Origin of the sequence: Bacillus sp. XT-2 (assembly GCF_025696525.1) — a bacterium.
In the GTDB taxonomy this organism is placed as follows: Bacteria; Bacillota; Bacilli; order Bacillales; family Bacillaceae; genus Bacillus; species Bacillus halotolerans.
In genome coordinates this window covers 644,384-657,614 of sequence record NZ_JAHVOC010000001.1, presented here as the reverse complement: position 1 = coordinate 657,614, position 13,231 = coordinate 644,384, and the positions used below count along the sequence as shown (strand labels likewise).

Annotated in this window: 13 protein-coding genes; 7 read left to right on the top strand and 6 right to left on the bottom strand. The window is 44.1% G+C overall.

Annotation, left to right across the window (positions count from 1 at the left end):
• Positions 1-141: 141 nt before the first annotated feature.
• Positions 142-978 carry a pyrroline-5-carboxylate reductase gene (gene proC, locus KXD37_RS03550; RefSeq protein ID WP_106020065.1) on the top strand — a complete coding sequence of 279 codons (837 nt, stop codon included), beginning with the start codon at positions 142-144 and terminating at the stop codon, positions 976-978.
• 47 nt (positions 979-1,025) lie between these two features.
• Here proC and KXD37_RS03545 read toward each other — a convergent pair whose 3' ends face one another.
• Positions 1,026-2,657: a M20/M25/M40 family metallo-hydrolase gene (locus KXD37_RS03545; RefSeq protein ID WP_127696794.1), complete on the bottom strand. Its 1,632-nt coding sequence runs from the start codon at positions 2,655-2,657 to the stop codon at positions 1,026-1,028.
• A gap of 170 nt (positions 2,658-2,827) precedes the next feature.
• On the opposite strand from KXD37_RS03545, the gene namA reads away from it, so the two are divergent.
• The gene (namA, locus tag KXD37_RS03540) at positions 2,828-3,844 is read left to right on the top strand and encodes an NADPH dehydrogenase NamA (protein ID WP_255003398.1); all 1,017 of its coding nucleotides are present in this window, start codon (positions 2,828-2,830) and stop codon (positions 3,842-3,844) included.
• 119 nt (positions 3,845-3,963) lie between these two features.
• Positions 3,964-4,734, top strand: a complete 771-nt coding sequence (locus KXD37_RS03535) for an alpha/beta fold hydrolase (RefSeq protein ID WP_254517714.1) — start codon at positions 3,964-3,966, stop codon at positions 4,732-4,734.
• Between the two features lie 34 nt (positions 4,735-4,768).
• On the opposite strand, the gene rpmG is transcribed toward KXD37_RS03535, so the two are convergent.
• Together rpmG and rnz are read right to left on the bottom strand one after the other, a co-directional pair.
• Entirely contained in the window at positions 4,769-4,918 is a 150-nt protein-coding gene (rpmG, locus tag KXD37_RS03530; RefSeq protein ID WP_003226511.1) for a 50S ribosomal protein L33, read from the bottom strand.
• Between the two features lie 74 nt (positions 4,919-4,992).
• Positions 4,993-5,916: a ribonuclease Z gene (gene rnz / locus KXD37_RS03525; RefSeq protein WP_255003405.1), complete on the bottom strand. Its 924-nt coding sequence runs from the start codon at positions 5,914-5,916 to the stop codon at positions 4,993-4,995.
• Between the two features lie 223 nt (positions 5,917-6,139).
• On the opposite strand from rnz, the gene zwf reads away from it, so the two are divergent.
• Positions 6,140-7,609, top strand: coding sequence for a glucose-6-phosphate dehydrogenase (gene zwf / locus KXD37_RS03520; RefSeq protein ID WP_010334843.1), 1,470 nt, complete (start codon positions 6,140-6,142; stop codon positions 7,607-7,609).
• A 32-nt stretch (positions 7,610-7,641) separates the two neighbouring features.
• On the opposite strand, the gene KXD37_RS03515 is transcribed toward zwf, so the two are convergent.
• The 3 genes from KXD37_RS03515 to KXD37_RS03505 all read right to left on the bottom strand — a co-directional run bounded on the left by KXD37_RS03515 (position 7,642) and on the right by KXD37_RS03505 (position 11,147).
• On the bottom strand, positions 7,642-8,319 hold the full coding sequence (locus KXD37_RS03515; protein ID WP_255003408.1) for a DUF3885 domain-containing protein: 678 nt from the start codon (positions 8,317-8,319) through the stop codon (positions 7,642-7,644).
• A 64-nt stretch (positions 8,320-8,383) separates the two neighbouring features.
• The gene (gene gndA / locus KXD37_RS03510; protein WP_188323121.1) at positions 8,384-9,793 is read right to left on the bottom strand and encodes an NADP-dependent phosphogluconate dehydrogenase; all 1,410 of its coding nucleotides are present in this window, start codon (positions 9,791-9,793) and stop codon (positions 8,384-8,386) included.
• Positions 9,794-9,902: 109 nt separating this feature from the next.
• Positions 9,903-11,147 carry a DNA polymerase IV gene (locus KXD37_RS03505; RefSeq protein ID WP_024121967.1) on the bottom strand — a complete coding sequence of 415 codons (1,245 nt, stop codon included), beginning with the start codon at positions 11,145-11,147 and terminating at the stop codon, positions 9,903-9,905.
• A 72-nt stretch (positions 11,148-11,219) separates the two neighbouring features.
• Here KXD37_RS03505 and mifM point away from each other — a divergent pair, with 72 nt between their 5' ends.
• The 3 genes from mifM (at position 11,220) to KXD37_RS03490 (ending at position 13,193) form a co-directional block, all read left to right on the top strand.
• Positions 11,220-11,507, top strand: coding sequence for a membrane protein insertion/folding monitor MifM (gene mifM / locus KXD37_RS03500; protein ID WP_101861174.1), 288 nt, complete (start codon positions 11,220-11,222; stop codon positions 11,505-11,507).
• 29 nt (positions 11,508-11,536) lie between these two features.
• On the top strand, positions 11,537-12,364 hold the full coding sequence (locus KXD37_RS03495; RefSeq protein ID WP_024121969.1) for a membrane protein insertase YidC: 828 nt from the start codon (positions 11,537-11,539) through the stop codon (positions 12,362-12,364).
• 127 nt (positions 12,365-12,491) lie between these two features.
• A complete protein-coding gene (locus tag KXD37_RS03490; RefSeq protein ID WP_188323122.1) occupies positions 12,492-13,193 on the top strand; it encodes a YqjF family protein in 702 nt (233 codons plus the stop codon).
• Positions 13,194-13,231 lie beyond the last annotated feature (38 nt).

Sequence of the window (13,231 nt, the reverse complement as noted above, 5' to 3'; positions counted from 1 at the left end):
CGGTTAGGAAAACCTAAACGTTTCCCGCGTTACGGGATTTGAGCTGAGCACAAGTTGTGCTAATGAGGGTGGTACCGCGAACCTTTTCGTCCTTTACGTGATGAAAAGGTTTTTTGTTGTTCTGATAGAAGGAGGATATCCATGAAAAAGATAGGATTTGTCGGCGCCGGGTCCATGGCTGAAGCAATGATCAACGGCTTTTTGCAAAGCGGCATTACAAAACCTGAAAATATTTATATCACAAACAGGTCAAACGAAGAGAGACTCAATGAATTAAAGGAAATGTACGGCGTGCGTCCATGCAGGGATAAGAGCGAGTTTTTCACACAAACAGATATCGTCGTTCTCGCTTTTAAGCCTAAGGATGCGGCAGAGAGCATTGACAGCATTCGTTCTTACATGAAGGATCAGCTTGTCATTTCTGTGCTTGCAGGCCTTACCATCGAAACCATTCAGCATTATTTCGGCAGAAAGCTTGCTGTCATACGGGTGATGCCGAATACTTCAGCTGCCATCAGAAAATCAGCAACCGGATTTTCCGTAAGCGCTGAAGCAAGCCAAGACGATATCACGGCGGCTACAGCATTGCTAGAAACAATCGGAGACGCCACATTGGTTGAGGAGCTGCACCTTGATGCCGTTACCGCGATAGCAGGCAGCGGTCCCGCTTACCTGTATCGCTATATCGAAGCGATGGAAAAAGCGGCGCAAACGGTCGGTTTAGAGGAGGAAACGGCTAAAAAATTGATCCTGCAGACAATGGCCGGCGCTACAGACATGCTTCGTCAAAGCGGAAAACAGCCTGCACAGCTGCGCAGGGAGATTACGAGCCCCGGGGGAACAACAGAGGCAGGCCTTCGCGCTTTAACGGAAGCCCGCTTTGAAGAAGCGATCATTCATTGTATTGAAGAAACAGCCAAACGAAGCGCTGAAATCAAAGAGCAATTTGCCGGAGCCGCCATAGAGAAGCATTTATAGAAAAAAACACAAGACAGAAGGCAAAGCGCTTTCTGTCTTCTTTTATCTTAAGGCTGGCTGGCAGCTTCTGATTGTTTTAATAATGCAGAGATTGTAAAGGACAGCAAGTCGGGAAGCACCTCAAAGGAATAAGGCACATGCAGTCTTTCTGTCCATTTGTGCGGGTCTTTTCCAGCCGGGCCGACATTTAATACCGGGACATACAGCGCCTTGTCTTTACTGCTGGGAAGTGAATATCCTCTGTTAAAGAGCGGCATATTGCTTGTGTATGCACCAACCTCCTGTTTTTCCAGCTGAAGATAGCTCAAATCCGAGAGTCCTGGGAAATACTGAACCTCCCGTAAAGCAATGCCGTACCTGTCAGCTGCATATTGAATGAGCTTGCCAGCAGTATTCTTGATTACCTGATCGTTCTTTGATGACACTGCCGGATAAAATGGAGGGCTGTAAAAGAGAACAATGAGCGGCGCATCTTCCTTACACAGCGCTGCGAGCTCAGATACAATTCTAGTCGAAAAATCCCTGTCTCCAAGATCTCCCCTGTTTGCATAAGTGAAATTCAGCACCCGTTCTGTTTCTGAGCTTCCGACACGCCTTTTCGCACGTGCAAGCAGCTCATCAAATGTAAAAACAGAGACAGTTCGTTCAATTGGATGAAATGGCTCAAACTTCTGGAAATCACGTGTTTTTTGCTGAATATGGTTTGAAATCTTCTCTGCCGCCTGCTCTGCGGTTCTCCGCAGCATGTTATGCAGCTCACTCGCAGAGCGCTTCATTGTCAGTACATTAAATAACGTAACGGCCGTATGCGGTGTTTGGACGGAATATGCCTCCTTCAAGTCCTTTTGCATTAAGTTTACCGGCGGCGGGGTGACTTCCCCGTCAGCCATTTCGCAGTAATTCACGTTCAGTTCCAGCAGACGGTTGATCTCAGAAACCATTAAATTTGCATTTAAACCGGAAAACGGCTCTCCGACATGCGTCTCTATCCCTTTGCAGAAAAACCCTGCGAGAACCTTGCCGATGCTTCCTGAATACACATATTGCTGCTGGTCGCCCGGAAACTTTTCAAACATCGGTTCGCTATTCAAACAAGCAGTGTATGTAAGATGATATTTTTTCTCCATTTCTTTCAGCGCAGGAACGGCTTCGATCATTCCCCTTGAGTTCACTTCCTCGTCAGGAACCGTAATCAAAAGCACATTCCCATCAAAATGACCATTCATTGCCCGCTCAAGCATCGACAGCTGAACAGCCAGCCCCGCTTTCATATCCATCGTGCCTCTCCCGAACAGCCAGTCGCCGCTTTCCGCGTCTGTTCTCACACGTTCAGGAAGCAACTCTTTTTTCTCTAAAAAGGAGTTCAAAAGCTCAGCCGGCTTACAAGCCATATGTTTGAATTCTCCGTAGTCCTCTATGTCCACGACGTCAAAATGGCTCAGCAAGAGCACCGTCTGTTTGACATCTTTCTTTTTGACAAGCGCTGTCAAAAACGTTCTGCCGTCTTCCATCGGATGGAGTGTTACATGATCAGGGTTATTTTGAAAATAAGGCTTGTCCTTTAAAAGATAATAAAGATATTCTGCAAGTGCGGCCTCCCCTTTTGAACCGGTGACACTTTCATACTGGACAAGAGAAGTTAAAAGGGTAAGCAAATCATCCTTAGTCTGCCAATTCATCATTTCCGCCCTCCTATGTATAAAAACGATTTGATCCTAAAAAATAAAATGATTCCCTGTCTATTATACAGAAATGTTTGACAAATTCGGATCGTTTGAGCAGTTTATATGACGTGAAAGAAATGACTTGTTATAATCAATCTCTAAAAACCTTACGGGAGGCGAAAGAAATGGCCAGAAAATTATTCACACCTATTACGATTAAAGATGTAACGTTAAAAAACCGCATTGTGATGTCACCAATGTGCATGTACTCTTCTCACGAAAAGGACGGAAAATTACAGCCGTTCCACATGGCTCACTACATAACGCGCGCAGTCGGCCAGGTCGGATTGATTATTGTGGAAGCATCAGCGGTAAATCCTCAAGGACGAATCACAGACCAAGATTTAGGGATATGGAGCGACGAGCATATCGAAGGTTTCGCAAAGCTGACTGAGCAGGTAAAAGCGCAAGGCTCAAAAATCGGAATTCAGCTTGCCCACGCAGGACGTAAAGCAGAGCTTGAAGGAGATATTTTCGCTCCGTCTGCGATCGCGTTTGACGAGCAATCAAGCACGCCGGTTGAAATGACAACTGAAAAAGTGAAAGAAACCGTGCAGGAGTTCAAACAAGCGGCTGCCCGTGCAAAAGAAGCAGGCTTTGATGTAATTGAGATTCATGCGGCACACGGTTACTTAATTCATGAATTTTTATCTCCGCTTTCTAACCATCGCACAGATGAATACGGCGGCTCACCAGAAAACCGCTACCGTTTCTTAAGAGAAATCATTGATGAAGTCAAACAAGTGTGGGACGGTCCTTTATTTGTCCGTGTATCGGCTTCTGACTATACAGACAAAGGCTTAGACATCGCTGATCATATCGGTTTTGCAAAATGGATGAAGGAGCAGGGCGTTGACTTAATTGACTGCAGCTCAGGTGCCCTTGTTCATGCAGACATTAACGTATTCCCTGGCTATCAGGTCAGCTTTGCCGAGAAAATCCGAGAACAGGCTGATATGGCGACTGGTGCTGTCGGAATGATTACAAATGGTTCAATGGCTGAAGAAATTCTTCAAAATAACCGTGCAGACCTCATCTTTATCGGCAGAGAGCTATTACGCGATCCTTACTTTGCAAGAACTGCCGCAAAACAGCTCAATACAGATATTCAAGCCCCTGTTCAATACGAAAGAGGCTGGTAATCTTGAGATTCGAGATATCCGCGGCTCCGCCGCCGGATATCTCTTTTTTTATTTTTGGAGAAACGATCAGCTGACGTTCTCCGTCTCCCTAGTAGAACCAATTAGAGGAGATGACTCCAATGAGTGCAGCATGGATCGAAAGGACCTATACGGTTGACGGTTGTGAATTTCATACAAAACACCGAAAAGGATTTAGCGGTGTAACCATTGTCTTTGAAGCCGGCTATGGCACTTCTTCAGAGACGTGGAAACCACTAACAGCGGACATTGATGACGAATTTGGCATATTCACATATGATAGAGCGGGCATTGGGAAAAGCGGACAAAGCAAGGCAGAACGAACAGCCGACCAAAAGGTGAGAGAATTAGAAAGCTTGCTTAAGGCAGCAGGTATAAGACCGCCTTATCTGGCTGTTTCACATTCATACGGATCGGTTATCAGCAGTTTATGGGCCTGTAAAAACCGACAGGATATTATCGGCATGGTGCTCCTTGATCCCGCTTTAGGAGATTACGGCAATGGCGGCTTTACATTTATTCCTGAAGAAATGCATACAGCATACAGAAAGCAGATGATGCTCGAGGAGACACATGCAGACTTTTCGAAAAGTCTGCGGCAGTTCAAACAGCAGCAAGTCCATTTAGGGAACATGCCGCTTATTGTCCTGTCATCAGGTGAACGCACTGAGAAATTCGCCGCCGGTGAAGAGGACTGGAGAAACCTGCATAGCAGCATTTTGTCTCTATCCGATCAAAGCGGCTGGATACAAGCTAAAAACAGCTCACATAACATTCATCATGATGAACCTCATATCGTCCATCTGGCGATTTATGATGTTTGGTGTGCGGCCTGCCAGCAGGCCGCCCCGCTGTACCAGGCAGTCAATTAAACAAAAAACCCGGCTAAAGCAGCCGGGTCTTTTATTATTTTGTTTCGCGATGAAGGGTATATTTTTTTAACCGCGGTGAGTATTTTTTCAGCTCTAAACGATCAGGATTTGTGCGTTTATTTTTGGTTGTGATGTAGTTTCTGTCCCCTGTTTCAGTGCAAGCCAAAGTAACATTTACTCTCATGTTTAACATCTCCTTATAAAGCGTAATGATTACGTTTTATTATACAGCTAAATAACAGATTGTCAAACACCTTCTCAGCCTCTTGGAACTTGTACCTCTAAGAAATCATAAGCCGTGATGCTGTTCGGAAAAACGGCTGCCGCTTCTTTCTGAAGCTCCAAAGAGGCCTCTCCCTGATATCTTGCGCTGATATGAGTTAAGATGAGCTGCTTCGCCCCAGCTTCTTTTGCTGTTACAGCTGCTTGTTCTGTTGTACTGTGAAAATAATCAAAAGCAAGCTTCACATCATCCTTAGCAAAGGTGGCTTCATGCACAAGCACATCACAGTCCCGCGCAAGCTCTTTTATCTTATCGCTCACTCTCGTATCCCCGGAAAACACGACAGCTCTCCCCTTTTTAGGAGGCTCCAGAAAATCCTTCCCGTTTATGATGCGTCCGTCTTCAAGTGTCACAGTTTCACCTTTTTTCATTTTCGAATATACAGGTCCCGGCGGAATATTCATTTCCTTTAATAACGCCGCCTTTAAAGAACCAGGCACATCTTTTTCTTGTACGCGGTACCCAAAGGCCTCTACACCATGAATCGCGGATGCAGCTGTGACGATAAACTGGTCGTCCTCAAATACGGCTCCCTCTTCAATCTCTTGTATCACAAGCGGATATGTTAGGTGAGTTTTCGTGACGGCAAGACTTGTTTCAATAAAGGCCTTGATGCCTTTCGGTCCGTAAACCGTCAGCTCGTCCTCACCGCCCTGAAAAGAACGGCTGCCAAGAAGCCCCGGAAGACCGTATACATGATCGCCGTGCATGTGAGTAATGAAGATTTTTTCTATTTTTCGAGGTTTAATTGATGTATGTAAAATTTGATGCTGTGTGGCTTCCCCGCAGTCAAACAGCCATACAGATCGCCTTTCTTCAAGCAGTTTTAATGCGATCGACGTCACGTTTCTCGACTTAGCGGGAATTCCGGCTCCCGTCCCTAAAAAAAGTAATTCCACATTTCCTTCCTCCTACTAGAACTAGTTACCTACAAGAATACAGGATCATGCGTAAAATGTGAATCTTGCCTCTGATTCGGGCAATCCTTTCGTTCTAGAAATATTTTTGCGCCATTCTGCAAAAAAAGGTCTTAAATGTTTGCTTTCGTTGAATTTTAGATTTAAAATGAAGGAAATATGCGGGGTACTAAAATAAAGCTTCGAATAAAGTGAGGTACTTTTAGTGAAAACAAACCAACAACCAAAAGCAGTAATTGTCATATTCGGTGCAACGGGAGATTTAGCAAAACGAAAACTCTATCCGTCCATTCACCGTTTATATAAAAACGGGCAAATCGGAGAAGAGTTTGCAGTTGTAGGAGTCGGAAGAAGACCTTGGTCCAATGAGGATCTTCGCCAAACCGTCAAAACATCTATTTCCTCAGCTGCTGATAAACATATAGATGATTTCACGTCTCATTTCTATTATCACCCGTTTGACGTGACAAACCCTGGTTCTTATCAAGAGCTTAACGTACTGCTCAACCAGCTGGAAGATACATATCAAATCCCGAACAACAGAATGTTCTACTTGGCAATGGCCCCAGAATTCTTTGGGACAATTGCAAAGACATTAAAATCAGAAGGTGTTACAGCAACTACAGGCTGGTCCCGCCTTGTGATTGAAAAGCCGTTTGGCCATGACTTGCCAAGCGCGCAAGCATTAAATCAAGAAATTCGTGAAGCATTTACAGAAGATCAAATTTACAGAATCGATCACTATTTAGGAAAACAAATGGTGCAGAATATTGAGGTCATTCGATTTGCCAATGCGATTTTCGAACCGCTATGGACAAATCGCTACATCTCAAATATCCAAATCACATCAAGCGAATCACTTGGTGTTGAAGACCGTGCTAGATATTACGAAAAATCAGGCGCCCTTCGCGACATGGTCCAAAACCATATTATGCAAATGGTTGCGCTTCTCGCAATGGAGCCACCGATTAAACTGAACACAGAAGAAATTCGCAGCGAGAAAGTGAAGGTGCTGAGAGCCCTCCGCCCTATTGCAAAAGACGAAGTGGATGAGTATTTTGTGCGCGGACAATATCAAGCCGGTGAAATTGACGGTCTGCCAGTCCCTGCTTATACAGATGAAGATAACGTCGCTCCTGACTCAAATACAGAAACCTTTGTTTCTGGAAAGCTTCTGATCGACAACTTCAGATGGGCTGGTGTTCCATTCTACATTCGTACCGGAAAACGAATGAAAGAAAAGTCTACAAAAATTGTCGTTCAATTTAAGGACATTCCGATGAACCTGTACTACGGCAATGAAAACAACATGAATCCGAACTTACTCGTCATTCATATTCAGCCTGACGAAGGCATTACACTGTACTTAAACGCTAAAAAACTCGGAGGGGCAGCACACGCGCAGCCAATCAAACTGGATTACTGCAGCAATTGCAATGATGAGCTGAACACTCCTGAAGCATATGAAAAATTGATTCACGACTGTCTTCTTGGCGATGCGACGAACTTCGCACACTGGGATGAAGTGGCCCTTTCTTGGAGCTTTGTCGATTCCATTTCTGAAACATGGGCAGCCAACAAAACCCTATCGCCAAACTACGAAGCAGGTTCTATGGGTCCAAAAGAATCAGATGATCTTTTGGCGAAAGACGGCTTGCATTGGTGGAATATATAAAGAAAAAGGCTGAAAGTGCTTGTAAAGCATTTTCAGCCTTTTATTGATGTACCAAGCTCTCTGCTTCTAAGCGGCTCAAAAAGACAATTGATTTTCTCTCTGTCGTAATCTAATATCCAACTGTTATATGTTTCATACATATCCCGTATTGTTTCAGCTGCAGCAGCTAAAATATCGCAGCCTTGATCATCATAAAGATGAAAAATGGTTCTCTTTTTTATATTGATAAAGTAAATATCTTGAGAAATGCTTGGTTTTATCCCCATATCTTGATTACATATCGCTCTCAGCATTGAAATATATCTTACATCACCAGCTTTACACCTCAGAAAAAATCTATGCGTTTTATCATCATCATCAGAACAAGTATAAGAGACAGCAATGTGCTGCAGTTTTTTCAACACAGCTTTTTCTCGAATGTACCGTGAGAAAATATGCAATTTGCTCTTATATCCCCTTCTCCCTTCAAAACCAACAGCATCAGCTATAACAAATATATCATCATCTTCGGCATGTAGAGATTTAAATAAAGTGACAGCTCTCTTATATGCGTTATCTACATAAGGGCTGTGTAGATAGGCATCGTTCACATTATACCCTACACCTATTTCAAACCGGATTCCGATCTGCCAGTTATAAAACAAAGGAGGCATAAGTCGTAAACCAGGAAAATTTTCAAGTAGATACTCATTTACAGGCAAAATATACATCCTTTCGTCGGCACTCTATTTCAAAAAAATCCCGCAGCTGTCAGGCTGCGGGATTTTTACATCATTATTTCATCCATTCAGTATGGAAGACACCGTCTTTGTCTGTGCGCTCATAAGTATGGGCGCCGAAGTAGTCACGCTGCGCTTGGATTAAGTTTGCAGGCAGCACGGCTGTGCGATAGCTGTCATAATAAGCTAGTGCGCTTGAGAATGAAGGTACCGGCACACCTTGGGCAACTGCAAGTGAAATCACTTGGCGAAGCGCTCCTTGGTAGCTTTCTGCAATGTTCTTGAAGTGGCTGTCAAGCAGCAGGTTATCAAGCTCAGGATCGCGGTCGTAAGCTTCTTTGATTTTCTGCAGGAATGCCGCGCGGATGATGCAGCCGCCGCGGAAGATCATAGCGATTTCACCGTAATTGAGATCCCAGTTGTATTCTTCAGAAGCTGCTTTCATTTGGGCAAATCCTTGGGCGTAAGAACAGATTTTGCTCATGAACAGCGCTTTTCTGACTGCTTCGATCAGCTCTTCTTTATTTTCTGTAACAGGCTTCACTTCAGGCCCTGAAAGAAGGCCGCTTGCTTTCACACGCTCATCCTTCATCGCTGAAATAAAACGTGCGAATACAGATTCAGTGATAATCGGAAGCGGAACACCTAAGTCAAGTGCACTTTGGCTTGTCCATTTTCCTGTTCCTTTTTGACCCGCTTTATCAAGAATTACATCAACAAGCGGTTTGCCTGTTTCTCCATCTTTTTTCGTGAAGATATCAGCAGTAATCTCGATCAGATAGCTGTCAAGCTCGCCTTTATTCCATTCAGCAAATACTTCATGAAGCTCATCAGCTGAAAGACCGAGTACCTGCTTCAGGATGAAATAAGATTCAGAGATCAGCTGCATATCCCCGTATTCAATACCGTTGTGCACCATTTTTACATAATGGCCGGCACCGTCCGGACCGATATATGTCGTACACGCCTCACCGTCAACTTTTGCAGAAATTGCTTCAAGAATTGGCTTCACAAGTTCATGAGCTTCTTTTTGTCCGCCAGGCATGATAGAAGGCCCTTTAAGCGCTCCTTCTTCTCCGCCTGAAACGCCTGTGCCGATAAAATGAATGCCGCTTTCAGCAAGCTCTTTGTTTCGGCGCTGTGTATCTTTATAATATGTATTTCCGCCGTCAATTAAAATATCGTCCTTCTCTAAGTGAGGAAGAAGAGATTGAATTGTCGCATCTGTAGCAGTTCCCGCTTTAACCATTAACAAAATTTTGCGCGGTGTTTCCAAGGATTGAACAAATTCTTCAATGCTGTAGGTGCCAACAACGTTTTTGCCTTTAGCCTCCTGCAAAAATTCCTCGGTTTTGCTGCTTGATCTGTTGTAAACAGAAACAGAAAATCCTCGGCTTTCAATATTTAAAGCCAGATTTTTACCCATTACCGCAAGTCCGATAACTCCGATTTGTTGTTTTGACATATTCTAACGTCCCTTCTGCAAACGTTTAACCATTTTAAAATTTACATTAAAATAAAATGATATTTATACTATTGAAATTACCATACTTCACCCCCTTATTTCAAGACATTCAGCTTTTCTTTTCATCTTGAAAAAAATCTTTATTAAAGCTTGTCCCGCTTGTTTTGCTCTCGTCTTTTTTAACCTTTGCACCTTTTCTGATCAGCTTGGAGCCGTACTTTTCATTCAGTTTTTCCATCATCTGCTGAATCGGTTCATCCTTCGCATCCTCTGTAAAGCTGAACAAATCGAGCTGCTTATAGGCCTGCTCTTTTTCTACCAAATCCGTTCCGGTAATACCGAGCAGCCTGATGGGGTTTTTGTTCCAATGCTTAAAGAAGAGATGTTCTGCTTCATTATATATTTCGTTTTTTTGATCTATCGGATTCTTCAGTGTGATGCTTCTCGTAATGGTTTTCCAGTCCGCATATCTGATCATAATAAACAGCTTTGAAGCCATTACTTCCTTACGCTGCAAACGGTCGCTAACTGATGCGGACAGTTTGCGAAAAACAGCTAACAGCTCATCCTCATCGGCAGAATCATGAGAAAGTGTGGATGAATTGCCTACGCTTTTAAATTCATAAATGCGCTCCGGATCAACAGGAGCATGGTGAATGCCGTTCGCTTTATTTTTTAGACGGGGCCCGTTGATGCCGAGCAGCCGTTTTAGCGAGTGTTCGTCAGCGGCTGCTAAATCTCCAATCGTATCAATACTGAGCCCGTTCAGTTTTTCCGCCGTCTTTTTGCCTACGCCATGCATTTCTCCAACTGGGAGAGGCCAAAGGATATCAGGCACTTCTCTTTTTCTCAGGATGGTGATCCCAAGCGGTTTTTTCATATCGGATGCCATTTTAGCGAGAAATTTATTAGGGGCAATTCCGATGCTTGACGGAAGCAGCAGCTCTTTCTGCAGTCTGCTTTGTATTTCTTTTGCCGTCTCATAGGCATTGCGGCTGTATGGTGTATCCGTCATATCCATATAGCCTTCGTCGATGGATACAGGCTCCACCAAATCTGTATATTCACGGAGGATGCTAAACATCGCTCTTGAAGAGCTTCTGTAGCGGTCGAAGTTCGGCGGAAGGACGATGAGCTCAGGACAGTTACGCTTTGCTTCCCAAACCGGCATGGTTGTTTTCACGCCGTGCGCCCTTGCTTCGTAGCTGCATGTGACAACGATGCCTTTGCGTTCTTTGACGTTTCCGGCAACTGCAACCGGCTTTCCTCGGAGAGCCGGGTCATATGCCATTTCCACCGATGCATAGAAACTGTTCATATCAATATGGAAAATAATTCGGCCCTTCCCCGGCATAAACATATCTCCTTTCCGTTCATTAGACAACGGCTTGTACATATAGTAAAATGAAGGTATTGAATGGATGTGATTACAATGTTTGTGGAATCGATAAATGACGTTTTATTCTTAGTCGATTTTTTCACAATTATTCTTCCGGCTCTGACCGCCATCGGGATTGCTTTTCTCTTGCGAGAGTGCCGTGCCGGCGAGCAGTGGAAATCAAAACGAACAGATGAACATCAGACGGCCTTTCGAATAAACCGAACAGACTTTCTTATTATTATATATCATCGCATTACAACTTGGATACGTAAAGTCTTCCGCATGAATTCACCTGTGAATGATGATGAAGACGTCAGTTCCCTTCTTTTATAAACCGCATTTATAAAAAGGAGGAGAACAAATTGTTAAAAACATATCAGAAACTTTTGGCTTTAGGGGCCTTTTTGATCGTATTATGCTCGGGCAACGCAGCTTTTGCTGCAACAAATCAGGTGGGAGGTCTCGGTAACGTCGGTTTTTTCCACGACTATTTAATTGAGCCGTTTTCCTCGCTGCTGAAAGGCGTTGCCGGACTGTTTCACGGAGAGTACGGGTTGTCTATCATTCTTGTAACCGTTATTGTGCGCGTTGTGGTACTGCCTTTGTTTGTCAATCAGTTTAAAAAACAGCGTGTGTTCCAAGAGAAAATGGCAGTCATTAAACCGCAAGTAGACAGCATTCAAGCCAAAATCAAAAAGACAAAGGACCCGGAAAAGCAGAAAGAACTTCAAATGGAAATGATGAAGCTGTATCAGGAGCATAATATCAACCCGCTTGCGATGGGCTGTCTTCCAATGCTGATTCAGTTTCCGATTATGATTGGGTTTTATTACGCAATTCGTTCAACACCTGAAATTGCGTCGCACTCGTTTCTATGGTTCAGTTTAGGACAATCTGATATTCTCGTGTCCCTTAGTGCAGGGATTATGTATTTTGTCCAAGCCTATGTCGCTCAAAAGCTGAGTGCGAAATATTCCGCTGTCCCGCAAAATCCGGCAGCGCAGCAATCTGCAAAGCTAATGGTGTTTATCTTCCCTGTGATGATGACGATTTTCTCGCTTAATGTACCTGCGGCCCTTCCGCTGTACTGGTTCACCAGCGGCCTGTTCTTGACAGTGCAAAACGTCGTACTTCAGATGACACACCATAAACATAAAAAAACAGCCGCTCTTACAGAGCCGGTGAAATAAAAAAACAACTCCGGCTTTTGTTCGGAGTTGTTTTTTTATTTCCATCACTTTTTAGAACCTGCATCCGTTTAAAAAGAAGAAAATCGGGAATACCTTTACTCACATCCAAAGGAAAGGAGCTGGTGTCGTGACGGAACAGTCTCAACAAAAAAATATTTCTGTGCCTGAGGGAATTTGGATCATGAAACAAACATGGAATGATGTCTTATTTGCTCATTGGCCGGTTAATTACTCTACCCTTCGAGCTAAGATTCCGCCGCTATTGGACATAGATACATATAACGGACAAGCTTGGGTCAGCGTGCTTCCCTTTATGCTCACAAACCTTCGCGCGCGTTTTCTCCCTCCTATTCCCGGAGCCCAGTCCTTTCCAGAGCTTAACCTGCGCACTTATGTCACCTATAAAGGCAAGCCGGGCATTTATTTCTTCAGCTTAGATGCTGATCATCGGCTGGCAGTTCAAGGTGCACGGACTTTCTTTCATTTGCCTTATTTTTACGCTGATATGGAATATAGAAGCAAACGGAGAGACGCCGGAAAAGCAGAATTCGGCGCCAAGTACCGGCCGCTCTCTGCGCCTTTTACAGCGCAAGAGGATTCGCTTGATTACTGGCTGACGGAGCGCTACAGACTCTACACCGCCCATCATGACAAGCTCTATTATGAGGACATTCACCATCATCCTTGGCTTCTTCAAAGAGCCGAGGCCCAGTTTTCAATCAATACAGTGGCTGATGCTCACGAAATCACTTTACCAGACTCAGAACCGCTGCTTCATTATGCCAAAAAACAAGACGTGTTATTTTGGCCGCTTCGACAATGGCGCTGACTGTCAGAAAAAAAACCCGAATGCCAGATCCGCACTCG